Annotated in this window: 27 protein-coding genes; 22 read left to right on the forward strand and 5 right to left on the reverse strand. The window is 59.6% G+C overall.

The window, feature by feature from the left end:
• Positions 1–7: 7 nt before the first annotated feature.
• Positions 8–175, reverse strand: a complete 168-nt coding sequence (locus ACMGGP_RS05955; RefSeq protein ID WP_010246480.1) for a hypothetical protein — start codon at positions 173–175, stop codon at positions 8–10.
• Between the two features lie 202 nt (positions 176–377).
• On the opposite strand from ACMGGP_RS05955, the gene ACMGGP_RS05960 reads away from it, so the two are divergent.
• Complete coding sequence (locus ACMGGP_RS05960; RefSeq protein WP_498798263.1) at positions 378–569, forward strand: DUF6404 family protein; 192 nt, start codon at positions 378–380, stop codon at positions 567–569.
• Between the two features lie 34 nt (positions 570–603).
• Here ACMGGP_RS05960 and ACMGGP_RS05965 read toward each other — a convergent pair whose 3' ends face one another.
• The 4 genes from ACMGGP_RS05965 to ACMGGP_RS05980 form a co-directional block, all read right to left on the reverse strand.
• Positions 604–2,109 carry a SulP family inorganic anion transporter gene (locus ACMGGP_RS05965; protein ID WP_022625901.1) on the reverse strand — a complete coding sequence of 502 codons (1,506 nt, stop codon included), beginning with the start codon at positions 2,107–2,109 and terminating at the stop codon, positions 604–606.
• Positions 2,110–2,248: 139 nt separating this feature from the next.
• Complete coding sequence (locus ACMGGP_RS05970; RefSeq protein WP_010246474.1) at positions 2,249–2,509, reverse strand: biofilm/acid-resistance regulator YmgB/AriR; 261 nt, start codon at positions 2,507–2,509, stop codon at positions 2,249–2,251.
• Positions 2,510–2,899: 390 nt separating this feature from the next.
• On the reverse strand, positions 2,900–3,307 hold the full coding sequence (locus ACMGGP_RS05975; RefSeq protein ID WP_010246471.1) for a DUF2000 domain-containing protein: 408 nt from the start codon (positions 3,305–3,307) through the stop codon (positions 2,900–2,902).
• Between the two features lie 41 nt (positions 3,308–3,348).
• A complete protein-coding gene (locus ACMGGP_RS05980) occupies positions 3,349–4,197 on the reverse strand; it encodes an AraC family transcriptional regulator (protein ID WP_498798264.1) in 849 nt (282 codons plus the stop codon).
• A 145-nt stretch (positions 4,198–4,342) separates the two neighbouring features.
• On the opposite strand from ACMGGP_RS05980, the gene ACMGGP_RS05985 reads away from it, so the two are divergent.
• From ACMGGP_RS05985 to ACMGGP_RS06085, 21 genes are all read left to right on the forward strand, one after another.
• Complete coding sequence (locus ACMGGP_RS05985) at positions 4,343–4,774, forward strand: MarR family winged helix-turn-helix transcriptional regulator (protein ID WP_010669811.1); 432 nt, start codon at positions 4,343–4,345, stop codon at positions 4,772–4,774.
• 2 nt (positions 4,775–4,776) lie between these two features.
• Positions 4,777–6,462, forward strand: a complete 1,686-nt coding sequence (locus ACMGGP_RS05990) for an MFS transporter (protein ID WP_029518976.1) — start codon at positions 4,777–4,779, stop codon at positions 6,460–6,462.
• The gene (locus ACMGGP_RS05995) at positions 6,459–7,553 is read left to right on the forward strand and encodes an HlyD family secretion protein (protein WP_010246464.1); all 1,095 of its coding nucleotides are present in this window, start codon (positions 6,459–6,461) and stop codon (positions 7,551–7,553) included. Before ACMGGP_RS05990 ends, ACMGGP_RS05995 begins: the two co-directional genes overlap by 4 nt.
• 14 nt (positions 7,554–7,567) lie before the next feature.
• Entirely contained in the window at positions 7,568–8,935 is a 1,368-nt protein-coding gene (locus tag ACMGGP_RS06000) for an efflux transporter outer membrane subunit (protein ID WP_498798265.1), read from the forward strand.
• Between the two features lie 266 nt (positions 8,936–9,201).
• A complete protein-coding gene (locus ACMGGP_RS06005; RefSeq protein ID WP_010669813.1) occupies positions 9,202–9,588 on the forward strand; it encodes a hypothetical protein in 387 nt (128 codons plus the stop codon).
• 230 nt (positions 9,589–9,818) lie between these two features.
• A complete protein-coding gene (locus tag ACMGGP_RS06010) occupies positions 9,819–10,550 on the forward strand; it encodes a beta-ketoacyl synthase chain length factor (RefSeq protein WP_045140532.1) in 732 nt (243 codons plus the stop codon).
• A complete protein-coding gene (locus ACMGGP_RS06015) occupies positions 10,543–11,343 on the forward strand; it encodes a lysophospholipid acyltransferase family protein (protein ID WP_022625895.1) in 801 nt (266 codons plus the stop codon). The genes ACMGGP_RS06010 and ACMGGP_RS06015 overlap by 8 nt, the downstream gene beginning before the upstream one ends.
• Positions 11,344–11,356: 13 nt before the next feature.
• Positions 11,357–11,614 (forward strand): phosphopantetheine-binding protein, encoded by a 258-nt coding sequence (locus ACMGGP_RS06020; RefSeq protein WP_010669816.1) that lies wholly within the window; start codon positions 11,357–11,359, stop codon positions 11,612–11,614.
• Between the two features lie 16 nt (positions 11,615–11,630).
• On the forward strand, positions 11,631–11,885 hold the full coding sequence (locus ACMGGP_RS06025; RefSeq protein WP_498798266.1) for an acyl carrier protein: 255 nt from the start codon (positions 11,631–11,633) through the stop codon (positions 11,883–11,885).
• A 7-nt stretch (positions 11,886–11,892) separates the two neighbouring features.
• Positions 11,893–12,456 (forward strand): COG4648 family protein, encoded by a 564-nt coding sequence (locus ACMGGP_RS06030; protein ID WP_033779443.1) that lies wholly within the window; start codon positions 11,893–11,895, stop codon positions 12,454–12,456.
• Positions 12,420–13,772, forward strand: a complete 1,353-nt coding sequence (locus tag ACMGGP_RS06035; RefSeq protein ID WP_498798267.1) for an AMP-binding protein — start codon at positions 12,420–12,422, stop codon at positions 13,770–13,772. Before ACMGGP_RS06030 ends, ACMGGP_RS06035 begins: the two co-directional genes overlap by 37 nt.
• Positions 13,759–14,106, forward strand: coding sequence for a 3-hydroxyacyl-ACP dehydratase FabZ family protein (locus tag ACMGGP_RS06040; protein WP_010669819.1), 348 nt, complete (start codon positions 13,759–13,761; stop codon positions 14,104–14,106). Before ACMGGP_RS06035 ends, ACMGGP_RS06040 begins: the two co-directional genes overlap by 14 nt.
• Positions 14,100–15,809: a glycosyltransferase gene (locus tag ACMGGP_RS06045; RefSeq protein ID WP_495921308.1), complete on the forward strand. Its 1,710-nt coding sequence runs from the start codon at positions 14,100–14,102 to the stop codon at positions 15,807–15,809. The genes ACMGGP_RS06040 and ACMGGP_RS06045 overlap by 7 nt, the downstream gene beginning before the upstream one ends.
• Positions 15,802–16,215 (forward strand): acyl-CoA thioesterase, encoded by a 414-nt coding sequence (locus ACMGGP_RS06050; RefSeq protein WP_031594668.1) that lies wholly within the window; start codon positions 15,802–15,804, stop codon positions 16,213–16,215. Before ACMGGP_RS06045 ends, ACMGGP_RS06050 begins: the two co-directional genes overlap by 8 nt.
• Complete coding sequence (locus ACMGGP_RS06055) at positions 16,209–16,817, forward strand: LolA family protein (RefSeq protein WP_010246442.1); 609 nt, start codon at positions 16,209–16,211, stop codon at positions 16,815–16,817. Before ACMGGP_RS06050 ends, ACMGGP_RS06055 begins: the two co-directional genes overlap by 7 nt.
• Complete coding sequence (locus ACMGGP_RS06060; RefSeq protein WP_062757372.1) at positions 16,804–19,110, forward strand: MMPL family transporter; 2,307 nt, start codon at positions 16,804–16,806, stop codon at positions 19,108–19,110. Before ACMGGP_RS06055 ends, ACMGGP_RS06060 begins: the two co-directional genes overlap by 14 nt.
• The gene (locus ACMGGP_RS06065) at positions 19,107–19,679 is read left to right on the forward strand and encodes a DUF3261 domain-containing protein (protein ID WP_031593666.1); all 573 of its coding nucleotides are present in this window, start codon (positions 19,107–19,109) and stop codon (positions 19,677–19,679) included. Before ACMGGP_RS06060 ends, ACMGGP_RS06065 begins: the two co-directional genes overlap by 4 nt.
• Complete coding sequence (locus ACMGGP_RS06070) at positions 19,676–20,836, forward strand: beta-ketoacyl-[acyl-carrier-protein] synthase family protein (RefSeq protein ID WP_266093624.1); 1,161 nt, start codon at positions 19,676–19,678, stop codon at positions 20,834–20,836. The genes ACMGGP_RS06065 and ACMGGP_RS06070 overlap by 4 nt, the downstream gene beginning before the upstream one ends.
• Entirely contained in the window at positions 20,826–21,332 is a 507-nt protein-coding gene (locus tag ACMGGP_RS06075) for a hotdog family protein (RefSeq protein WP_498798268.1), read from the forward strand. The genes ACMGGP_RS06070 and ACMGGP_RS06075 overlap by 11 nt, the downstream gene beginning before the upstream one ends.
• Positions 21,298–22,029 carry a 3-ketoacyl-ACP reductase FabG2 gene (locus ACMGGP_RS06080; RefSeq protein ID WP_498798269.1) on the forward strand — a complete coding sequence of 244 codons (732 nt, stop codon included), beginning with the start codon at positions 21,298–21,300 and terminating at the stop codon, positions 22,027–22,029. Before ACMGGP_RS06075 ends, ACMGGP_RS06080 begins: the two co-directional genes overlap by 35 nt.
• Positions 22,026–23,261 (forward strand): beta-ketoacyl-ACP synthase, encoded by a 1,236-nt coding sequence (locus ACMGGP_RS06085; protein ID WP_187499923.1) that lies wholly within the window; start codon positions 22,026–22,028, stop codon positions 23,259–23,261. The genes ACMGGP_RS06080 and ACMGGP_RS06085 overlap by 4 nt, the downstream gene beginning before the upstream one ends.
• The last annotated feature ends 56 nt before the right edge of the window (positions 23,262–23,317 follow it).

Here is a 23,317-nt window from a genome sequence, read left to right on the forward strand (position 1 = left end):
AATAATGTCAGGCCTGCGGTTGTCCTGCCGGGCCGCTGCCGCCGGGTGCGCCCACCGGCTGCTGCCCGCCAGGTGGTGGCGGTGGCGGGGCATCTCTGCCCGGTGGCGGCGGTGCACAGGCCGTAAGCGTGGCGAGGATAGCCAGTGTGGATAACAGATAAGCAGTACGTTTCATCGTAATTCCCCGATCAGGTAAGCGGAACGTTGAGTATAGAGAATTGCAACAAAACCGCCCGGACAGGACTAAATCATCAATACGCATGGCAAATTGTCGACGATTATTTGAGACGCCTCGCAACTCGTGCATGCTGGCAATGCGTTTCAGGCCGGAGCGCGCTAAGGTAGCGCTTCATTTAAGAGGAGTTGTTATGAATGGCATGATGAAGTTCGTCCGCGGGTGGCTGGTGTTCTCTGTACTGTGGGGCGTATTCATGTGGTTTATGTCATGGCATCAGCAGGGCAAAGAGCCTGGTCTGGCGATTCTGACAAGTCTCTACGCCGGTTTAATCTACCAGGCGCTGATTACCATGGTTGGCCGCTACCGCGCGCGGCGGCAACAGGCTGAGTGAGTTCTGCTGCCGGAGAGGCAGCAGAACGGCGTTTTTAGCCGAAATTACCGGTCAGACGCTGATGGAAGTCCGTGCTGCGTGGATCCAGCCCCTCAATGGTCACCTCTGCACCATAACGCTGATAGCGATACTCAATGCCGTCCAGCGCCGCGACGCTGGACGCATCCCAGATTTGCGCGTGCGTTAAATCGATAGTGACCTTTTTAGGGTCATGGGCATAATCGAAATGCTCAAACAGATCGTTGCTGCTGGCGAAAAACAGCGGGCCGCGCACCACATAGCGCACCGACTCGCCATCTTCGCTCAGCTGACGCTCCGCATGAATAACGTGCGCAATACGGCGGGCAAACAGCAGCATAGCCAGGATTACCCCAGCCAGAACGCCCAGTGCCAGATTACCTGTCCAGACAGTCACCGCTACCGTCAGCACCATAATCAGCGTCTCTGACCACGGCATACGTTTCAGGGTAGCGGGTTGCAGGCTATGCCAGTTAACGGTTTTCACGGCCACCACCATCATGATCCCGGCCAGTACCACCATCGGGATTTGCGCCATAATCCGGCTCAGTCCGGTCACCAGTAACAGCAGCACCAGACCGGCGGCCACGGTGGAGACCCGGCTGCGCGCCCGGCCCAGCTCAACATTGACGATGGTCTGACCTATCATCGCGCACCCGGCGATACCGCCATAAAAGCCCGCCAGAATATTCGCCACGCCCAGGCCCCAGGATTCGCGACGCTTACTGGATGGGGTATCGGTCAGGTCATCGACCAGTTTGGCGGTCAGCAGTGACTCCATCAGCCCGACAAAGGCGATGCTCAGGGCCGTGGGCCAGATAATCTGCAGGGTCTGCAGGTTAAGTGGCACCAGCAGGCTGTTAAAACCGGGCAGACCGGGACTCATCGGCCCTTCATCGCCCACGTTCGGCATGCGATAGCCCATTAACAGCGCGACGGCAGTCACTACCACAATGGCAACCAGCGGTGAAGGAACACTTTTTATCAGACGCGGCAACAACAGCACGATAGCCAGTGTGACGGCAAAGAAGATCCACACCAGTGATGACTGTCCCCAGACGTGCGGCACCTGAGCAAAGAAAATCAGCACCCCGAGCGCATTCACAAATCCCAGCATCACCGAACGGGGAATATACCGCATCATGCGCGCCAGACCAGCCACACCAAACAGAATCTGAATGACGCCGCCCATCACCACCGCGGGCAGAATATATTCGACGCCATGCAGATGGACCATCGGCCCGATAACCAGCGCCACTGAACCCGCAGCCGCTGTTACCATCGCCGGACGTCCGCCTAGTATCGACAGGGTCAGGCAGAGCACCACCGAGGCGACGAGGCTGACTTTAGGGTCTACACCGGCAATAACGGAAAAGGAGATCACTTCAGGGATCAGCGCCAGCGCGGTAATCACCCCGGCCAGGCATTCGCGGGTCAGCAGCGCAGGCGAACGCAGAACGCGCCCTACACTGATATCGCCCGCCACAACGTCGGTTGCGGCAATATCATTGGTTTGAGTCATAAAGGATTGCAGGCTCTTTAGTTATTTTGCTCCCGCGCGAGGGGCGGGAAGATCAGGATAAACAGTGAGGGGCAGATAGTACCGGGCGACTGGCGAAGATACCAGAAAAAGGCGGATGACTCCCTCCGTGGAGTCGATGCTACAGTGAAAAATCGTCCGGGGTTTTATGGACCACCAGTTCAAGCAGCTGTCGGTAGATATCCAGTAATTCCCTGTCGCTTTCCAGCTCCAGCCGATGAATAAGCTTTGAGATAATCGCTTTATTGTTCACTGGCATGCCTGACTGCAAAATTTCTGCAACCAGGATACCCAGCATCTCCATCTCGCTGGCGGGTTTATTGGCGGCAGGATTAAAATAATCAGCAATTTCCTGATTGGTCCGGGGAAGAATATATTGCATGTGTAAGCCCTTCAGAACAGCCCGATTCCGGTTCGGATGTCAGGACAAAAGCGATCAAAAAAACCACCGCATGGACAGATGCGATGGTACCAGTGTCACAAATTGAACAGAAAAAATAACCTCTGAAGGTGGAAATCCACTGACACCTTCAGAGGCGACGCAAGTGCATCATTCGTTACAGAGTCGCATGACAACTCGTGGCAGTAAACTTATACAATGAAGCCCAATCTGTACAATCGGATTCTTTAACAAAGTGTGCTATTTGACACTTATCAGCAGCTTATAAGGACTATTCCGAAACGAAAGCTGTACAAGTAACCTGTACAAACGGCGGGGCCGAGGGGCGGGAGGGGAAAAACAGGAAGCCATGACCAGCTTCCCGCAAAAAGATTAGCTGAATAGCGCCAGTTTTGCCGTCAGCTTTCGCAGGGCTTTTTTATCGCCGACGATGGCGACGCCCAGCAGGCGCCACTGCTGACGCGGTTGCTGTCGCAGGACGGCGCTCAGCGCCTGATAATCGGTGGTGGTCTGACCCTCTTCCGGAAACAGCACCAGATCGTATTCAGCCTGTTCGCACTGTTCCCGCAATGCACTGAGCTGTTCATCAGTCGCGGCCAGCACCGGAATCCCGGTAGTGATCAAACCGGGAGAAGGGCGCCTTTCAGCATCCTCCAGGGTGTCGCCAACCAGCGCCGGATGTCGCTGTCCCAGGGTTAATGCCATCACGGCGGCAGCATTGGTGGCTTTGCCAGGCGGCAGAGCGGCATTGAGTATCATTACACAGCGTGGGTCTTGCATTGCGCTTCTCCTGACTAAAAAAACGCATTGTGGCAAGTGGCTTAACCCAGGTCTGGAAGATTTGTGCAGGCGTGCTGATAACGGGAAGGGGTAAGCTGGCAGGCGCGTTTGAACCAGCGGCCCAGGTGACTCTGATCGGCGAAACCCAGCGCGGCTGCCACATCGGCGACGGGCTGGCCCTGCGCCAGCTGACGACGCGCCTGGCTCAGCCGCCACTGCACCAGCCAGGCGTGGGGCGGTAAACCCCAGTGAGTCTGGAACAGGCGCGATAACCGGAAGCGATCCACCTGCAGGTGCTGCGCCATCTGCTCCAGGCCGGGATTATCCGCATGATGGGCAATCAGCCAGTCACGCGCCTGCAGTGCCAGCCGGGCATCTTTATCCGGGGGCTGAGCGGGCAGTGACCACTGCCGGTGCGGGATGAGCTGCCCAAACATCCGGTCCAGCGCCGCCTCTTTGATGATGGCGGGATGGTTGTGCCACAGCGCATCGAACGCATGCCAGACGGCATAAGCCAGTGGACGCTCGTCGCGCAGCGTGACGGCAAAACGTAGCTCACGCAGTGAGGGTTTATCAGCCAGCATCGGAGCCAGGTGCTGCGCAATCTGCTGCGGCGAAAGATAGAGCATCCGGTAGGTAAAACCGCTTTCGTTGATGGCATCACCATCATGCAGCTCCTCCGGCTCCAGCATAAAGACCGTGCCTGGTCGGCTCTGATGCTGTTTGCGCCGCGAATGAAACTGCTGTACACCTTGCTCGGTCACGCCAATCAGATAACTGTCGTGCCAGTGAGGATCATAGGCGTGTCCGGTAAAATGGGCGCGTAGCGCCTCAATACCGCTGACGGCGTCACGGCGCAGATCGACCCAGTTTGCTGATGCCTGTTTCATGTTATCCGGCTCCCGGTTGCGGCCTCTGGACATTCTGCCGCGATCCACTAATTTTTAACAGACCGGACGCTTTTCATTGGCGTTTCGCTTTGCGTATAATAACGTCACCACTCAATTAGAACTCTTACTATTAGGCTGCTAACATTTGTCTCAGCACACGCGTACCTTTACCCACTTATTGCATCTGACCGCACATGCCTGGCGCCTGGCGGTGGATCGTCACCTTAAAGATAGCGGCTTAAGCATGAGCAGCTGGATGGCCATCGGGCTGATTGCCAGTGAGCCGCAACGCATGACCCAGACCGAGCTGGCACAGCTGCTGGGGCTGGAAGATGCCAGCATGGTACCGCTGGTGGATCGGCTGGTGAAACAGTCACTGCTGATGCGGGTACAGCCGCCAGAAGATCGACGTAAGCGTCACCTGGTGCTGACTGATAAGGGTAACGAAGCGTTCGCCAAAGTGAAAACCGAGGCTGACGCACTCCGTACTGAAATGCTGGCCGATATTGACCCTCAGGATCTGGCCGTGACCGAGCGCGTATTGCAACAACTCCTGAGCCGCATGGGAAGTATGTAGCAGTGGCAAAGCGAAATCCCTACGCTGCACGCGAGTGGTTGCCGCACGAAAAACCGATGCTGCCGGGATCGCCCTCGACGCCGCTGCATCCGATGCCAAAACGCCTGGCGTTTGGCCTGATCGGTTTACTTATCTCGCTGACCGGTGCGCTGAGTAACGCGCTGGTCACGGCGAATCTGGTCAACCTGCAGGGTACCTTTGGTGCCTGGTCGAATGAGATTGCCTGGCTGCCCGCGGTCTACGTGATGGGCAACATCTCTATTAACCTGCTGCTGGTGAAATTCCGCCAGCAGTTTGGCCTGCGTGTCTTTACCGAGGCGTTTCTGGTGCTGTATGTACTGGTGGCGTTTTTCCATCTCTTCGCCAACGATCTCAGTTCGGCAATCATTGTGCGCACCGCTCACGGTATGGTGGCTGCGGCGCTCAGCTCTCTGGGCATCTACTATCAGGTACAGGCCTGGCCTGCGAAACATCGGCTGAAAGCGCTGGTGATTGGCCTGACGGTATCGCAACTGGCTATCCCGCTGGCCCGCTTATTCTCTTCGGAATTGCTGCAGCTCAACGAGTGGCGCGGTCTCTATCTGTTTGAACTCGGTCTGGCGCTGATTGCGCTGGGCGGGGTACTGCTGGTGAAACTGCCACCGGGCGATCGCATCAAAACCTTTGAAAAGATGGATTTCGTCACCTTTATCCTGCTGGCACCCGGTATGGCGCTGCTGTGCGGCGTACTGACGCTGGGCCGTATTGAGTGGTGGTTTACCACGCCCTGGCTCGGTATCTGTACCGCGATCGCCCTGACGCTGATTGTCGCTGCGATCGTCATTGAGCATAACCGGCGCAACCCGCTGATCAATACCCGCTGGCTCAGCAGCGGCATGATGGTGCGGCTGGGCATTGTGATGATCATGATCCGTATCGTACTGGCGGAACAGAACACCGGTGCAATCGGCTTTCTGCAGCAGATTGGCTTGCAGAACGATCAAATGCGCGGTCTGGCGCTGGCGATCATGGCCGGGGTTATTGCGGGCATCGCCGCCAGTGCGCTGACTATCAAGCCCAATCATCTCAACTGGCCGATTGTTACCTCGCTGGTAGTGATGATTATCGCCTCGCTGATGGATGCGCAATCCAGTCCACTGACCCGCGCCAGCAATATGTATTTCAGCCAGTTTCTGCTGGGCTTCAGCAGCGCCTTTTTCATGGCGCCCGCGATGCTGATGGGCATTGGCAGCGTGGTGACTCAGCCGAAAAATCTGGTGAGCTTCGTGGTGCTGTTTGGCATGAGTCAGAACCTCGGCGGGCTGATCGGCTCGGCTATTCTTGGCACGTTTCAGGTCTGGCGGGAAAAATATCACTCCAGCCTGCTGGGCGATCAGCTCTCACTGCTCGATCCCAACGTCACCGAACGGCTCAGCCAGTATAATGCGCTGTTTAATTCGCTGGTGGGTGACGACGTTCTGCGCGGCGCGCAGAGCACCAGCCAGTTACAGGTAATCGCCACGCTGCAGGCCAACGTGCTCGCCTATAACGACACCTACCTGTTAACCGCTGCGCTGGCACTGGTCACCCTGATGTGGGTGATCTGGCGTTTGACACGTCGTCGTTATCTTGACTGGCGTCAGGCGCAATTTAACCTGCGTGAGCAGCAACAGCTGGCCGCATTACAGGAATCAACGGAGAAACAATGAGTCAGCAGGATGAGCTTCAGGCGGCGGAACGCGAACGCGCGAATCGCCGCCGTATTCTTTCTATCGCCGCAGGTAGCGGCATTGTGGTGATTGGTGTACTGGTTATTCTTTACGCCTGGCAACTCTGGCCCTTCACCAGCGCAATACAAAGCACCGAGAATGCCTATGTGCGCGGTCAGGTGACCTTTATCAGCCCGCAGGTTAATGGCTATCTCACCTCAGTCGAAGTGATCGATCTGCAGCCGGTGAAAAAAGGGCAGTTGCTGATGACGATTGACGACCGTATCTATCGCCAGCGGGTGCATCAGGCGCAGGCGCAGCTGGCGATGAAGCAGGCGGCGCTGAACAATAACCTGCAGCAGCGTCGCAGCGCAGAAGCGACCATTCAGAGCAATAAAGCGGCACTGGAGAATGCCAAAGCACAGGCGCTGAAAAGCGGCTTCGATCTGAAGCGTGTCGAAAATCTCACGGCGGATGGATCCCTGTCAGTGCGTGAGCGCGACGCCGCCCGGGCCGCAGACGCCCAGGCGCAGGCGCAGGTTCGTCAGGCTGCGGCGCAGATCGCCGTCGCCCAGCAGAATCTGCAAACCGTCATCGTTAACCGTGACGCGCTGAAAGGCGATGTCGACAGCGCCCGCGCCGCGCTGGAGCTGGCGGAGATCGATCTGGCGAATACCCGGATTACCGCGCCCGATGATGGCCAGCTCGGCCAGCTGGCGGTGCGCACCGGCGCCTATGTCACGGCAGGTACGCGCCTGACCTCGGTGGTGCCTAATCACAAATGGATTATCGCGAATCTGAAAGAGACCCAGCTGGCAAATATTCGTCCTGGCCTGCCGGTGACGATTCGGGTCGATGCGCTGGATGGCAAACGCTTTACGGGTCAGGTTGAATTTATCTCTCCGGCCGCAGGCTCAGAGTTCAGCGCGATTTCGCCCGACAACGCCACCGGTAACTTCGTTAAAATTGCGCAGCGCATTCCGGTTCGCATCCGCATCAATGGCCAGGATATGCATCAGTTACGCCCGGGTATGTCGGTCGAAGTCAACATCGACACCGCCGCACAACCCGCCGGTGAGGGTGCGCCATGATGCGGCGCAGCTTAATGGTAAGCGCACTGGCACTCCTTCTGACCGGCTGTGCCACGCAGGTTGAAAAGGCACCGGCCTCTCTGCCGATCCCTGACGCCTGGCGCAATAGTGTCGGGCCATCTGCTGCACCGGAGGCGGAGTGGTGGCGCGCTTTTCATGATGAAAATCTCAACCGGCTGGTGACGCAGGCGCTGCGCAATAACCCCGATATCCTCACGGCGCGATCCCGGGTTGACCAGTATCGCGCCCAGCTGCGCGCCACGCAGGGCGATAACTTTCCGACCCTGAGCGCCGGTGTGGCCGCGACCCGTGAGCGTACGCTCTCGTCAGTGACGGGCCAGCCCTATGAAACCGATATTTTTCAGGGCTTATTACAGGCGAACTACGAGGTCGATCTCTGGGGAGCACGCAGCAGCAGCATCACAGCATCGCAGGCGAGTCTAGCGGCGCAGCAGGCCGCTGCGTCTGCCGCCGAGCTGACCATCGCCAGTTCGGTGGCGTCAGGTTATCTCAACCTGTGCGCGCTGGATGAGCAGTTGCGGGTCACGGAGGCAACGCTGGCGACCCGCAACAATTCGCTGAAGCTGGCACAGCGTCAGTTTGAAACCGGCTACACCTCCAGGCTGGAGTGGATGCAGGCCGCCTCGGAATATCAGTCGGCTAAAGCGCAGATGCCTCAGTTGCAGCACCAGATCACCCAGCAGGAGAATGCGCTGAGCCTTCTGGTGGGTATGAACCCGCGCAGCATCGCCCGTCGTCAGCAGTTTGACCAGATTTCACCGCAGCGGATGCCGTCACTGCTGCCATCAGAGCTACTCAATCGCCGTCCGGATATTGTGCAGGCTCAGCGTCAGTTACTGGCCGCAGATGCCAGCCTGGCATCGTCGCGCGCTAAGCTGCTGCCTGGGCTTAACCTCACTGCGACCGGCAATCTGCAGAGTTCGGTTCTGCACCAGCTCGCGGATGATCCGTTCCGGCTGTGGAGCGTGGGCGGCAGCATTCTGGCACCGCTGCTGAACCGTGAAGCGCTGACGGCGCAGGTGGATGTCTCAATGGCGACGCGAAATCAGGCACTTTATGGCTATGAAAAAGTGGTGCGCAACGCCTTCTCGGAAGTTAACGATGCAATAGACGCTATCAGGCAGCGTGAGGCACAACTTCAGGAGCTGCAAAAGCAGGAAGCCTATGTAACGGAGGCGCTGCGCATTGCCCGCAATCGCTATCAGAACGGCTACGCCTCCTATCTGGATGAACTGGATGCGCAGCGCACCCTGTTTTCAACGCAGCTGAATCGGGTGACTGTCAAAAATAACCTGCTGCTGGCGCAGATCGATCTCTACCGCGCGCTGGGCGGTGGCTGGACACCCGCCTCCACACAGTAATCCCCAGACCGATCCAGCCGCAGCCAGAGTTTCTGCGGCCGGGATCGGCCTCTGCGCTGTCGCGGCGACTGCGCATATTCCCCGCTTTAATCCCCCAAATAACCCCCTAAAACCCATGCATACTTCTGCTTACCTGTCTTTACATTCGGTGGTATCATGCGCGGGTTTTAAGCCAGCCAGACGGAAAAGCGCACTGAAAGCTTAGCCTGCGCGAGACGGATTATCCGTTTAACTTACTGATATAAAAATAAAAGAAGGGATTCATCATGAATAAAAAAACTATTTGCACGCTGGCCGTGGTCGCTGCGTTATTAACCGGCTGTGCGCGCACTGCGCCGATTCATAACGTGAATCAAACGCTCACTCAGCGTTACAGCGACAACCAGATGAAACTGGCGATCATCGAAGCGGGTATTGGCCGGAAATGGGTGATGACTCCCGTTTCGCCTGGCGTGATCAATGGTCGTCTGGCTCAGCGTGATTTCGTGGCGACTATTCGCATCACGTATACCAGCCAGAACTACCGCATCGATTATGTCAGCAGTGAGAACCTGAAAGCGGAGCAGGGCGAGATCCACAATAACTACAACCGCTGGATTGCCAATCTCGATCAGGATATTCAGTTACGACTCTCTGCTCTTGCCGCTCAGTAATGCGTGCGCTGTCGCAATGATGTGTCGACAGCCGATCAAAGCATAAAGATCTCCGGCAGCCGGCCGACAAATCAGATGAGCTGCTATTGCTGAACCACTGAGTAACCCTCTACCGTGAAGGCCTGATGCGGAATCGGCAGAGGGTTTCCCGGACGCACTTTTTTTGCAGAGGGCCGGGATGACGCCCCGATAAACGCCGATGCCACACATATGACAAAAAGAGTGTTGAGATGAGACTCGCTTACTCACTGGTCGACTGGCAGGCTCTGGCTCCGGGATTACACGGGGGCGAGGGCTGGCAGCACTGGGCGCAACAGGGCATCGTCATAGACCCTAAAGAGGCGATGGCAAAGCCGCAATTTTTACCGATGATGACTGCACGTCGTCTGAGCGGCGGCAGTCGTGCGGCGGTAGAGTGTGGGCTGGCGCTGCTCGCGCGTCAGCAGGTTGACGCTATCGTGTTCACCAGTCGTCATGGTGAACTGGAACGTAATCTGCGTATCCTCACTACGCTGGCCGATCAGCAGTCAATGTCACCCACGGATTTTGCCATGTCAGTTCACAATTCGGCGGTCGGCAGCCTGACTATTGCAGCCAAAGCACCACTGGTCTCCACCTCAATCGCCGCCGGAGTCGACTCGTTTCAGCAGGGATTGATCGAAGTCAGCGCGCTGCATCAGGCGGGTTATCAGCAGGTACTGCTGGTTGATTTCGACGGCATCGTGCCTGACTACTATCTGCCGTGGCTGCCGGAACAGCGTGTGAACTTTCCCTATGCGGTGGCGCTGCTGCTGCGCCCGGGCGACCAGCTGCACTGCACTGGCCGTGCTGGCAGAGAGGAGAGGGCAGAAACAGGGTTACCGCAAAGCCTGCGCTTTCTGCAGCAGTGGCTGGCGGAATCGCCCACCTTCAGCCTGCCGGGCGAACGCCTGACATGGCACTGGGAGATTCATCATGGCTGATTGTTCACAACCGGCGCACTACACCGGCAGCCGCATGAACTATTGCTGGCGGCTGGTGATGACGGCGGTGAGTTTTACGCTGTTTGGCATAGGCGGACTGCTGCTGTCGCTGATTGGCTTCAACCTGCTGCTGCTGGTACAACGCGATTCGCTGCGCCGCCGCCTGCTGGCCCGACGCGCTATCGCCTTTAGCTTCCGTTGCTTTCTGCGATTCTGCCGGATGACCGGGGTCTATGACTACCGGATTGAAGGCGCAGAGCTGCTGCAACAGGATCGCGGATGCCTGATTGTCGCTAATCATCCATCACTGATCGACTACGTGATGATCGCTTCGGTACTGCCAGAGATGGATTGTCTGGTTAAAGCCGATCTGCAAAAGAACCCCTTTATGCGTGGGGTGATCCGCGCCGCGGACTATCTGATCAACAGTGAAGCGGAGACGCTGTTGCCGGACAGCCAGCAGCGACTGGCGCGCGGCGACAATATCCTGATCTTTCCGGAAGGCACCCGCACCCGCTACGGTCATCCACTGACTCTGCAGCGCGGGGCAGCCAATATTGCGGTGCGCGCCGGATGCGATCTGCGTGTGGTTCACATCACCTGTAGCCAGCGTATGCTCGATAAACAGAGCCGCTGGTATCAGATTCCGCCGGTTAAACCACTGTTTACCGTGCGTGTACAAACGCGAATCGACAGTCAGTCGTTTTGTGAAAGCAATCCCGACGCGCAGCCGCTGGCCGCGCGTCGCCTGACCCGCCATTTACAGCAGGCGCTGGTCCCCCAGAACAGGTAAGACGAAAACCGGTATGGATTCATTAATTAACGATATCAAACAGATGATTATCGACACGCTGAACCTTGAAGATCTCAGTCCCGATGATATAGAGACCGACGCTGCACTGTTTGGCGACGGACTGGGGCTGGACTCGATTGATGCACTGGAACTTGGCCTGGCAGTGAAAAATCGCTACGGCGTGGCGCTGTCCGCTGAGAGTGAAACCCTGCGCGCCCACTTTTTCTCTGTTGCGACGCTGGCTGCGTTCGTCAACCAACAGCGCGGCTGAAAGCGGAGACAACCTTATGATGAACAAAGAACAGATCTATCAGGAAGTGGCTTCGCTGCTGACCAGCCTGTTTGAAATTGCGCCTGAGGATATCCATCCCGAGGCACGTCTGAATGAAGATCTCGAACTCGACAGCATTGATGCCGTCGATATGGTGGTTCATCTGCAAAAACGTACCGGCCGTAAAATTAAACCGGAAACCTTCCGCGCAGTGCGCACCGTGCAGGATGTGGTGGATGCCGTGGAACAACTGATGCGCGAAGACGCCTGATCCCGCCGTGCCTGCTGCTACGCTTCGCCTGCTGAATCTGCTTACGCTACTGGCCTGGCCACTGCTGGTCTGGCTGGCGCTGACCCAGCCGCGCTGGCAGGGGCTTTTCTGGCTGCTGGCACTGCTGTTTGGCCTGCGCTGGCTGCAGCTGCGTCGTCAGCAAAACGCCATGGGCGCGGTCATGGGCTGGCTGGCGCTGCTCGGTGCACTGCTCTGTGTCAGCAGCCAGCTATTACGCACTCAGCATCTGCTGCTGTGGTATCCGGTGGCGGTCAATCTGGCGATGCTGCTGGTGTTTGGCGCCTCACTCTGGAGTGCGATGCCGCTGGTGGAACGCATCGCCCGGCTGCGTGAGCCCGTGCTTCCCCCTGCGGCAGTGCGCTATACCCGCCGCGTCACCCAAATCTGGTGCCTGTTTTTTATCGGCAACGGCAGCATGGCGATCTATACCTGTTTGCTGGGCGATCTGCGGCTCTGGACGCTGTGGAATGGCGGCATAAGTTATCTGCTAATCGCAGTGCTGATGAGCGCTGAATGGCTGGTACGTCAGCGCGTGAGGCGAAAAGCATGAGAGTGGCCGACTGGCTGACGGGAGACGATCGCGAGGTCGCCTGGCGCGGCGACCAACGTTTGATGCTCAGCGCGATGCATCGTCAGGTCGTGGCGCTCCGCCAGCGCTTGGCAGCACAACCGGGCAGCTACTGGGCGCTCTGTTTTGATGACAGTTATCGTTTTTGTGTGGCGCTGCTGGCATGCTGGTATGCCGGCAAAACGCCGGTGATGCCGGGTCACTGCCGCGCCGCGCTGCTGGATGAGAGGCAGGATCGGCTGGATGGCGTGCTGTGCGACATGCCGCTGGCGGTCAGCCTGCCGCTGCTGGCGTGGGACGACGCAGAAGCGCAGGGGCCGCTGCCGCCGCTGCCGGAGAGTGCAGAACTGGTGCTCTTCACCTCGGGATCCACCGGTGCACCGCGTCAGGTAGTGAAGTCGCTGGCGGTGATGGAGCAGGAGAGTCGCTGGCTCAGCAGCCTGTGGGGCGAACCGTTGCGTGGGTGCCGGGTCATCGCCTCGGTCAGCCATCAGCATCTCTACGGTTTATCGTTTCGACTTTTCCTGCCGATGACGCTCAGGCTGCCGTTTGCCGCCCAGCCGCTGTTTTACGGCGAACAACTGGCCCAGCTTCCGCGCGACGTTCGCTATGCCTTTATCAGCAGCCCGGCCTTTTTATCGCGGCTGGACAGCACGCTGAAAGCGCCCGCCTGTGAACTGATTGTCTCTGCCGGTGGCGCACTGCGCGACTCTGATGCGGAGAAGGTCTGGCAGCGGTTTGGCTGTCAGGTCAGTGAAATCTACGGCAGCACCGAAACCGGCATTCTGGCCTGGCGTCAGTGCGTTCAGGCGGAGGCGCCGTGGCGCCGCTTCCCGCAGGTCAGGCTGGAGCAGGTGACGCCCGATCGCTGGCAGGTCTGGTCGCCGCTGATTGCCGGTGACAGCGGGCTGCAGCTCGACGATCGACTGACTATGCAGCCGGACGGCGGATTTCAGCTTGCAGGCCGCCACGATCGCATCGTAAAAATCGGTGACAAGCGCATCTCATTAAGCGAGATAGAGCGCCGTCTGACCGACCTGCCGGAAATAGAGGATGCCGTAGCGCTGGTGGTCACGCGTCATGAGCGTCAGGCGATTGGCGTCGTGCTGGCGCTGAACAGCGCACTGGATGAGGCGGCTCTGCATCAGCGCAGGCAGCAGTGGAAACGCCAGCTGCAGCGTTGGCTGGAACCGCTGGCGATGCCACGCTACTGGCGGATTGTGGCCACTATTCCGGTGACCACCCAAAGCAAACGCGCCTGGCCGCAAATAGAGGAACTTTTTCATGTTGCCGATTGAACGCAGCCGGGAGCTGCGGGCTGACAGCGTCACGCTGATCCTGCAGATAGATGCCGGACTCTTCTGGTTTCAGGGCCACTTTCCGCATCTGCCCATTCTGCCGGGTGTGGCTCAGCTCGACTGGGTGATGCACTACGGCGTATCACTGCTTGCGCCCGGTAAACAGTTTGCCGCCGTTGATAACATTAAATTTCAGCAGCCGGTATTACCCGACTCGCTATTGCAACTGCATCTGGACTGGGACGCTGAAAAATCCCGCCTGAGTTTCCGTTACAGCCTGCTGAAGAACGACGGCGAGCAGATCGCCAGCAGCGGGAAGATCGCGCTGTGTTAAGCGCCCCGTTTTCACCCTGCGTGGTGATCCCCTGCTACAACCACGGCGCGATGATGGCGTCAGTGCTGGCACGGCTGGCACCCTTTAATCTGCCGGTAATCGTGGTGGATGATGGCAGCGATGCGGCCACTCAGCTTCAGCTGGCGACGCTGCACGCCCCGCAGCTCAGCCTGCTGCGACTCGACAGCAATCAGGGTAAAGGCGCGGCGGTGATCCACGGACTGCGGGCCGCGGCGGCACGCGGCTTCACCCATGCGGTGCAGCTTGACGCGGACGGCCAGCATCAGGCGGAAGATCTGCCGCTGATGCTGGCGGAAGCGGAGCGTTATCCCGACGCGCTGATCTCCGGTCAGCCGCTCTATGACGACTCGATCCCCAAATCACGCCTTTATGGTCGCTACATCACCCACTTCTGGGTCTGGATTGAAACGCTGTCGCTGTCGATCCGCGACAGCATGTGCGGCTTCCGCGTCTATCCCCTGGCCGCGACGCTGGCGCTGTGCGATCGCCGGGCCATCGGTCAGCGCATGGATTTTGACACCGAGATCATGGTGCGGCTCTACTGGCAGGGAACCCGCAGTCGCTTTATCCCGACCCGCGTCACCTATCCGGCCAGCGGGCTGTCACACTTCGATGCGCTCTACGACAACCTGCGCATCTCCTGGATGCACACCCGGCTGTTTTTCGGCATGCTGCCGCGCATTCCTCGTCTGCTGGCGATGCGTAAACCGCCGACGCACTGGTCTGCGGAAACGGAGCGGCGCGGACAGTGGGGATTACGTTTTATGCTGGCGGTCTATCGCTACGGCGGGCGGCTGCCCTTTACGCTGCTACTCTGGCCGGTAGTGGCGGTCTATTGGCTGAGCGGTCAGCGCGCGCGACGCGCTTCCCGGCAGTGGCTGGCGCAGGTCGCTACCGCCGCGCAGCAGCAGCAGATTGCGTTACCGCCACGGCTTAACAGCTACCGCCATTTCCTGCGGTTCGCCGGGGCAATGCTGGATAAAGTGGCCAGCTGGCGCGGCGATCTGCGCTGGGGACGTGATATCGATTTTGCGCCAGGCGCAGAAGCGGTGATCCGCACACCCACGCCGCAGGGCAAGCTGATTCTCGCTTCCCATCTTGGTGACATTGAAGCCTGTCGCGCGATGGCGCAGCAGGTCAGCGGGCTGGTGATTAATGCGCTGGTGTTTACCGACAACGCCCGGCGTTTTCGGGCGGTGCTGGAAACCGTCGCCCCGCAGGCGGGGGTGAATCTGATGCCGGTGAGCGATATCGGGCCGGAGACCGCTATCCTGCTGCAACAGAAGCTGGATGCGGGCGAATGGGTGGCGATTGTCGGGGATCGCACCGCGGTCAATCCGCAGCGCGGCGGCGAGCGGCGGGTGATCTGGAGCGACTTTCTGGGCCGCGCCGCGCCCTTTCCACAGGGGCCGTTTGTACTGGCGGCCGCGTTGCGCTGTCCGGTGCTGCTGATGTTCGCCCTGCAGCAACAGGGTAAACTGCGTATTCACTGTGAGCCCTTCGCCGATCCGCTGCTGCTGCCGCGTGCGCAACGTCAGCAGGCACTGCAACAGGCGGTCGATCGTTACGCAGCGCGGCTGGCCCATTACGCACTGCTGGCGCCGCTCGACTGGTTTAACTTTTTCGATTTCTGGACGCTGCCTGATCAACAGGCGCACCACAAGGAGTCTGACCATGACTGAACATCATGCTGAAGTCGTGCTGACCGTCTCATTCCACGACTGCGATCCTATGGGCGTGGTCTGGCACGGCAACTATTTCCGCTTTTTCGAAGTGGCGCGTGAAGCCCTGCTGCGCAGCATTAACTACAGCTATGCCGAGATGGCCGCCAGCGGCTACGTCTGGCCGGTGGTCGATACCCGGGTCAAATACCGCCAGCCACTGCGCTGCGAAGAGACGATCCGCGTCAGCGCCCGGATTACGGAATATGAGAACCGTCTGCGCATCGACTATGAAGTGCGAAATGCTGCCGGCCAGATCACCACCAAAGCGCATACTCTGCAGGTGGCGGTGGAGCAGGAGAGTCAGGCGTTGTGCTTTGTTTCACCCGATATTTTACTGGAACGTTTAGGAGTGAAAGGATGCTGAAAATTGTGCTTACCAGCCTGCTGCTGTGGGCCAGTGCCGCCAGCGCGGTCACGCTGGATCAGCTGCAGCAGCGTTTTGCCAGCCAGCCTGTGATTCGGGCAGACTTTATCCAGACGCGCACCATTTCCGGCATGCGTCAGCCGCTGGTCTCGCACGGGCAGATGCTGATCGCTCGCGAGCAGGGCTTATGGTGGCATCAGCAGACACCCTTTGTGATGACGCTGCTGCTGGATGATAAACGCATGGTGCAGAGCCTTAGCGGCCAGAAGCCTCAGGTGATCACCGCCGACAGCAACCCGCAGATGTTTCAGTTCAACCATCTCTTGCGGGCGCTGTTCCAGGCCGACCAGAAAGTGCTGAACGAGAACTTCAGCGTGGCCTTCAGCGATCGCGGCAACGGAGCCTGGACGCTGGAGCTGACGCCCAAAGCGGCGCCGCTCAACAAAATCTTCAACCGTATCTCGCTGGCGGGCAGCGCCTACCTGGACAGCATCAACCTGGATGATAAGCAGGGCGATAAAACGCAAATAGAGCTCAGCAACACCCGAATTGAACCGCCGCAGTTAAGCGACGAGGAGCAGGCGCGTTTTGCCGGGCCGTAACGATCGGCTGCTGGCCCTCCTGTGGCTGGCCCTCTGTCTGCTGCTGGCGGCTGCGCTCTCTTTTTTGCTGCCGCGCAGTCAGCTCAACAGCAGCGTGCTGGCGCTGCTGCCGCAGCAGAATCTGGGGGCGGCACCGCCTGCGCTGCAGCAGGGCTTTATGCAGCGGCTGGATCGCCAGCTGGTGTGGCTGGTTTCACCCGGTGAGCAGGACGATCCCCAGGTCGCCGCCTGGTGGCTGGCCCAGCTGCGCGCGCTGCCTGACCTGAAACAGGTGCAGGGTGATCTCGACGGGCAACAGCAGCAGCAGTGGGGCCGCTTTGCCTGGCAACACCGTAACGGCCTGATCGATGAGGTGACGCGCGACCGCTTGCAGAACGGCGGCGAGGCGCAGGCTGACTGGCTGCTGGCGCAGCTCTTTTCGGCCTTCTCTGGCGTCAGCAGCAAAGAGTTGCAGGGCGATCCCCTGATGCTGGTGCGGGGTTCGCAGCTGGCGCTGGCACAAAACGCCGGGCGCATGACGCTGCATGATGGCTGGCTGACAGTAAAAGATGCACAGGGTCAGCAGTGGTATTTTCTGCATGGCGAACTGGCGAACAACGCCTTCAGTATGCAGCAAAGTCATGCGCTGGTTACCCGACTTAGCGCGCTGGAGCAACAGCTTAAAAGCCGCTGGCCGCAGGCGAAACTGCTGACGCGTGGCACGGTGCTGTTCAGCGACAACGCCAGCCAGCGTGCGCAGCATGACGTTAAAACGCTGGGCAGTGTGACGCTGGGTGGCGTCGTCCTGCTGGTGCTGCTGGTCTTTCGCTCACTGCGCCCGCTGTTGCTGACGGTCACGTCTGTGGCCATCGGCGCGATGGCGGGCACGGTGATGACGCTGCTTTGCTTCGGTGAACTGCATCTGATGACGCTGGTGATGAGCCTGAGTATTGTCGGCATCTCTGCGGATTACACGCTCTATTATCTCACCGAGCGCATGGTGCACGGCGATCAGCAGACGCCGTGGCAGAGCCTGCGAAAAGTCCGCGGCACGCTGCTGCTGGCGCTGGCGACCACCGCCATCGCCTGGCTGCTGATGCTGCTGGCACCGTTCCCGGGGCTGCGGCAGCTGGCGGTGTTTGCCGCCAGCGGATTAACGGCCTCCTGTCTGACGGTGATTCTGATCTATCCGTGGCTGGTACGCGGATTACCGGTGCGTCCGGTGCCGCTGATGGTGCCTCTGGCGCGCTGGCTTGCCGCCTGGCGTCGCCAGCGCGGGCTGCGCGTCGGATTACCGATGGCGATGGCGATCTTCGCGCTGGCCGGTATCGCCCAGTTAAAGGTGGATGATGACATCGCCCATCTGCAAAGTGCGCCTGCGCATCTGCTGGAGCAGGATCGCCAGCTGGCAACCCTGACCGGACAGCGCGCCGATCAGACCTGGTTTGTGGTCTGGGGCGATGACGCGCAGCAGACGCTGCAGCGGCTGGAAAAACTGGCACCGGATCTGCACCAGGCGCAGCAGCAGGGCTGGCTGCAGCACTATCGTCTGCTGCCGCTGACGTCGCTGGCGCAGCAACAGCGGGATCTTCAGCTGTTGAAACAGGCAGTACCGGATATTACGGCCCGCCTGCAGCAGGCGGGTATCACGCTGCCGGCACCGGATCTGACCCCGATGCCGGTAACGCCAGAGGCGTGGCTGTCGAGTCCGCTGAGTGAAGGCTGGCGACTGCTGTGGCTGACGCTGCCAGACGGGCGCAGCGGTGTTTTGATCCCCACCAGCGGTGTAAAAAACAGCGCTGCACTCGCGGAGCTGACCAAACAGCGTCCGGGCGTCAGCTGGATTGACCGCAAATCAGGTTACGATTCGCTGTTCAGCTTCTGGCGCACCCTGCTGAGCGGGTTACTGGCGCTGGCGCTGCTGCTGATCACCCTGAGTTTTGTCCTGCGACTGGGGTTAAAGGCGGGCTTACGCAGCGCGCTGCCGTCAGTGCTGTCGCTGGCGATGGCGCTGGCAACGCTGGGCTGGATCGGCGCGTCGCTGAACCTGTTTGCGCTGCTGGCACTGATTCTGGTGCTGGGCATCGGCATTAACTACACGCTCTTTTTCAGCAACCCGCAGGGTACGCCGCTGACCTCGTTGCTGGCAGTGTCGCTGGCGATGATTACCACCTTACTGACGCTGGGTATGCTGGTATTCAGCAGCACCAGCGCGATTGCCAGTTTTGGCACAGTGTTATGCAGCGGCATCTTCAGCGCTTTCCTGCTGTCGCCGCTGGCGATGCGACCCACCCGATCAAGGAGTAAACGATGATCCGCGCCGCTCTTATTCTGCTGACGGCTCTGCTGCTCAGCGCCTGTGCCGGACCTGCACCCGACAGCAGTCGTCCCACCGCCTGGCTGAAACCGGGCGTGAAGGTGACGCTGCCACCGCCGGGCATCCGTCCCGCCTTCCAGCAGCAGCAGTTGCTGACCGGACAGGTGAAAGGCCAGAGTCAGTCACTGCTGGTGCTGCTCAGCGCCGATGAACAGCAAATTGATCTGGCCGGACTCTCCTCGGTGGGTATTCGCCTGTTCAGCCTGCGCTACGATGCCAGCGGTATTCACACCCAGCAGCTGATGCCGCTGCCGCAGATGCCGCCTGCCAGTCAGGTGCTGGCGGATATTATGCTCAGCTACTGGCCACGGGAGCTGTGGCAAAAACAGCTGCCGCCAGGCTGGACGTTGCAGGATCAGGGGTTAAAGCGACGGCTGATCGATGCCGATAACCAGCTGGTTACCGAAATCGACTATCTGCAACGCGGTAATCAGCGCCAGCCCATCAGCATTCAGCAGCATGCGTTTGGCTATCAGATCCGCATTCAACATCTGGACGGCTCATGATTTACATCTCTGCCATCGGCATGCTGAATGCCCTGGGGAACAACACTCAGCAGATTGCGGCCAGCCTTACCAGGGGTGAGGCACCCGGCATGCAGTTGCGTCATGGCTGGCTGAGCGGTGACCGCGCCTGCTGGCTTGGCAGGGTTGAAGGCGATTTGCCATCGATTCCTGCTGCCCTGAGCGTGCACAACACCCGTAATAACCAGCTGCTGCTGGCCGCGCTGGCGCAAATCCGTCCGGCGCTCGACGCGGCGATTGCGCACTATGGTGCCAGCAGAGTGGCAGTTGTGCTGGGAACCAGCACCTCGGGCGTGGATGAGGGCGATCAGCAGATTGGCGGCAGTCAGTCCGGTTATCACTATCAGATGCAGGAGCTGGGCGATCCCTCCCGTTTCCTGGCTCACTATCTGCGTCTGGATGGCCCGGCCTATACCATTTCAACCGCCTGCTCCTCCAGCGCCCGCGCCATTATCAGTGGTGAGCGGCTGATCGCGGCGGGGCTGGTGGATGTGGCGCTGGTGGGCGGTGCGGACTCGCTGAGCCGGATGCCCATCAACGGATTCGACAGCCTGGAGTCGCTCTCTGAACGTCGCTGCGCCCCTTTCAGCCGCGATCGCGACGGTATCTCGATTGGCGAAGGGGCCGCACTGATGCTGCTGACGCGGGAACCGCAGCCGCTGGCGCTACTGGGAGCTGGCGAATCGTCTGACGCCTGGCACATGTCCGCTCCCCATCCGCAGGGCGAGGGCGCTGAACGGGCGATGCGTATGGCGCTGCAACAGGCGAATTTGTTGCCAGAGCAGGTGGGTTATATCAATCTGCACGGCACCGCGACGCCGCTTAACGACCAGATGGAAGCCGCCGTGATTCAGCGCCTGTTTGGCAATGCGGTGCCGTGCAGCTCGACCAAACATCTGACCGGCCATACGCTCGGCGCGGCGGGAGTGTGTGAAGCCGCTCTCAGTGCGCTGATCCTGCAAAACAATCTGCCGCTGCCCGCGCAGGATTTCAGTGAGATGGCGCCGGATGAGACGCTGCCGGATTGCGGATTGTTATTACAGCCGCAGGCGCTGCAACGGCCGGTCATCGCCTCTAACTCCTTCGCCTTTGGCGGCAACAACACCTGTCTGATTCTGGGACGCCAACATGGTTATTAATTCTCCCGCGGCACGCTGGCTGCCGCACGCTGCGCCGATGCTGCTGCTTGATCAGCTGATCGCCGTGGATGATGAGCAGGTTCACTGTCAGGTGTCGACCTGCGCCGGTGGCGTACTGACACCGTTTCTGACGCCTCAGGGTGAACTGCCCGCCTGGTTTGGCGTCGAGATGATGGCGCAAACCGTGGGCGTCTGGTCGGGCTGGCATGCAAAGCAGGGCGGCGCCACCCTTATCCCGCTCGGCATGCTGCTGGGCGGACGCGGCTGGCGGGCAGAGCGATCCCTCTTTCCCGCCAGTGTTACGCTGGATATCAGAATGACGCTGCTGATGCGCGATGACCGCATGGGCAGCTTTGAGGGTGACATTCATTACGGCACCCAGCGGCTTGCCAGCGGTCGTCTGAATACGTATCAACCCAATGAAGCAGAATTACAGCAATTGATGTCAAAGGAAATCAGCCATGACAGATTCGGTATTAGTGACGGGCGCCAGTAAAGGGATTGGCCGCGCGATTGCGTTGCGTCTCGCCCAGGATGGCTATCAGGTTATCGTCCATTTCAACCGTGACCGCGCAGGCGCTGAGCAGTGCCTGCAGCAGATCGAAACCGCAGGCGGCAGCGGCCGTGTGCTGGGATTTGATGTGACCGATCGGGCAGCAACCCGCGCTGCGCTGGAGGCGGATATTGAGCAACATGGCGCCTATTATGGTGTGGTGAGCAACGCCGGTATCACCCGCGATGCGGCGTTTCCTGCCCTGACGGATCAGGAGTGGGACAGCGTCATCCACACCAATCTCGACAGTTTTTACAATGTGATCCAGCCCTGCGTGATGCCGATGATCGGTCTGCGGCGCGGCGGCCGCATTATTACGCTTTCGTCGGTGTCGGGGATAATGGGTAATCGCGGTCAGGTGAACTACAGCGCGGCGAAAGCGGGCATTATTGGTGCCACTAAGGCGCTGGCGATTGAGCTGGCGAAACGCAAAATCACCGTTAACTGCATCGCGCCAGGCCTGATTGATACCGGTATGGAGGGGCTGGAACCTCAGGTGATTGAGGAAGCGATGAAGATCGTGCCGATGAAGCGCATGGGCGCGGCTGAAGAGGTCGCCGGACTGGCGAGCTATCTGATGTCCGATATCGCAGGCTACGTGACGCGTCAGGTCATTTCTATTAACGGAGGCATGCTGTGATCCAGCGGGTAGTCGTAACCGGTATGGGTGGCGTAACCGCCTTTGGTGAGTCCTGGGCTGAAGTTTCGGCACGGATCCGTGCGGGCCGCAATGCGGTGCGCTTTATGCCGGAGTGGCAGATCTACGACGGGCTGCATACGCTGCTCGGCGCACCGGTGGATGACTTTGTGCTGCCGGCGCACTACACCCGCAAGCGTATCCGCGCCATGGGCCGCGTTTCGCTGCTGGCAACGCGCGCGACCGAGCTGGCGCTGACCCAGGCGGGCCTGATTGACCATCCGGTGCTGACCAGCGGAGAAACGGGTATCGCCTACGGTTCTTCCACCGGCAGCACCGGGCCGGTCAGCGAGTTCGCCACCATGCTGACCGAAAAGCACACCAACAATATCACCGGCACCACCTATGTGCAGATGATGCCGCATACCACGGCCGTCAATGCCGGACTCTTTTTCGGCCTGCGCGGCCGGGTGATCCCGACCTCCAGCGCCTGTACCTCTGGCAGCCAGGCGATTGGCTATGCCTGGGAAGCGATTCGTCACGGGTATCAGACGGTGATGGTGGCTGGCGGCGCAGAAGAGCTCTGTCCGTCGGAAGCCGCGGTGTTTGACACCCTGTTTGCCACCAGCCAGCGTAATGACGCGCCGCACACCACGCCTGCACCCTTTGATCAGCAGCGCGATGGTCTGGTGATTGGCGAAGGGGCGGGCACGCTGATCCTTGAGTCGCTGGAACATGCCCTGGCACGCGGTGCAACGATCTACGCAGAGCTCACCGGTTTCCATACCAACTGCGATGCCGCCCATATTACTCAGCCGCAGCGGGAAACCATGCAGATCTGCATCGAGCGGGCGTTGCAAAGCGCCGGTATCACGGCCGCAGACGTTGGTTATGTGAATGCGCACGGCACCGCCACTGAACGGGGTGATATGGCCGAAAGTCTGGCGACGGCGGCGGTGTTTGGCGAAACGACGCCGATCTCTTCGCTGAAGTCCTATTTTGGCCATACGCTGGGTGCCTGTGGGGCGCTGGAAGCCTGGATGAGCATTGAGATGATGCGGGAAGGGTGGTTTGCGCCAACCCTGAACCTGACGCAACCGGCAGCAGATGGCGGCCAGCTGGATTACATCATGGGTGAGCCGCGTGAGATTGAAACCGACTATATCCAGAGCAACAACTTTGCCTTTGGTGGCATTAACACTTCATTGATCTTCAAACGCTGGGGCGGCGTCTGATCTCAGGCCCGTGCCGCGCTGGCACGGGCCAGTTTATTTTTCGGACGAAAGAACCG

The organism is Curtobacterium sp. BNK-1 (assembly GCF_048685235.1).
GTDB classification, from domain to species: Bacteria; Pseudomonadota; Gammaproteobacteria; order Enterobacterales; family Enterobacteriaceae; genus Pantoea; species Pantoea agglomerans.

Excerpts from the sequence above, each read along its gene's own strand:
- ACMGGP_RS05955 (WP_010246480.1), bottom strand. The coding sequence starts at position 175 with ATGAAACGTACTGCTTATCTGTTATCCACACTGGCTATCCTCGCCACG.
- ACMGGP_RS05960 (WP_498798263.1), top strand. The coding sequence starts at position 378 with ATGATGAAGTTCGTCCGCGGGTGGCTGGTGTTCTCTGTACTGTGGGGC.
- ACMGGP_RS05965 (WP_022625901.1), bottom strand. The coding sequence starts at position 2,109 with ATGACTCAAACCAATGATATTGCCGCAACCGACGTTGTGGCGGGCGAT.
- ACMGGP_RS05970 (WP_010246474.1), bottom strand. The coding sequence starts at position 2,509 with ATGCAATATATTCTTCCCCGGACCAATCAGGAAATTGCTGATTATTTT.
- ACMGGP_RS05975 (WP_010246471.1), bottom strand. The coding sequence starts at position 3,307 with ATGCAAGACCCACGCTGTGTAATGATACTCAATGCCGCTCTGCCGCCT.
- ACMGGP_RS05980 (WP_498798264.1), bottom strand. The coding sequence starts at position 4,197 with ATGAAACAGGCATCAGCAAACTGGGTCGATCTGCGCCGTGACGCCGTC.
- ACMGGP_RS05995 (WP_010246464.1), top strand. The coding sequence starts at position 6,459 with ATGAGTCAGCAGGATGAGCTTCAGGCGGCGGAACGCGAACGCGCGAAT.
- ACMGGP_RS06000 (WP_498798265.1), top strand. The coding sequence starts at position 7,568 with ATGGTAAGCGCACTGGCACTCCTTCTGACCGGCTGTGCCACGCAGGTT.
- ACMGGP_RS06005 (WP_010669813.1), top strand. The coding sequence starts at position 9,202 with ATGAATAAAAAAACTATTTGCACGCTGGCCGTGGTCGCTGCGTTATTA.
- ACMGGP_RS06010 (WP_045140532.1), top strand. The coding sequence starts at position 9,819 with ATGAGACTCGCTTACTCACTGGTCGACTGGCAGGCTCTGGCTCCGGGA.
- ACMGGP_RS06015 (WP_022625895.1), top strand. The coding sequence starts at position 10,543 with ATGGCTGATTGTTCACAACCGGCGCACTACACCGGCAGCCGCATGAAC.
- ACMGGP_RS06020 (WP_010669816.1), top strand. The coding sequence starts at position 11,357 with ATGGATTCATTAATTAACGATATCAAACAGATGATTATCGACACGCTG.
- ACMGGP_RS06025 (WP_498798266.1), top strand. The coding sequence starts at position 11,631 with ATGATGAACAAAGAACAGATCTATCAGGAAGTGGCTTCGCTGCTGACC.
- ACMGGP_RS06035 (WP_498798267.1), top strand. The coding sequence starts at position 12,420 with ATGGCTGGTACGTCAGCGCGTGAGGCGAAAAGCATGAGAGTGGCCGAC.
- ACMGGP_RS06040 (WP_010669819.1), top strand. The coding sequence starts at position 13,759 with ATGTTGCCGATTGAACGCAGCCGGGAGCTGCGGGCTGACAGCGTCACG.
- ACMGGP_RS06050 (WP_031594668.1), top strand. The coding sequence starts at position 15,802 with ATGACTGAACATCATGCTGAAGTCGTGCTGACCGTCTCATTCCACGAC.
- ACMGGP_RS06055 (WP_010246442.1), top strand. The coding sequence starts at position 16,209 with ATGCTGAAAATTGTGCTTACCAGCCTGCTGCTGTGGGCCAGTGCCGCC.
- ACMGGP_RS06065 (WP_031593666.1), top strand. The coding sequence starts at position 19,107 with ATGATCCGCGCCGCTCTTATTCTGCTGACGGCTCTGCTGCTCAGCGCC.
- ACMGGP_RS06070 (WP_266093624.1), top strand. The coding sequence starts at position 19,676 with ATGATTTACATCTCTGCCATCGGCATGCTGAATGCCCTGGGGAACAAC.
- ACMGGP_RS06075 (WP_498798268.1), top strand. The coding sequence starts at position 20,826 with ATGGTTATTAATTCTCCCGCGGCACGCTGGCTGCCGCACGCTGCGCCG.
- ACMGGP_RS06080 (WP_498798269.1), top strand. The coding sequence starts at position 21,298 with ATGACAGATTCGGTATTAGTGACGGGCGCCAGTAAAGGGATTGGCCGC.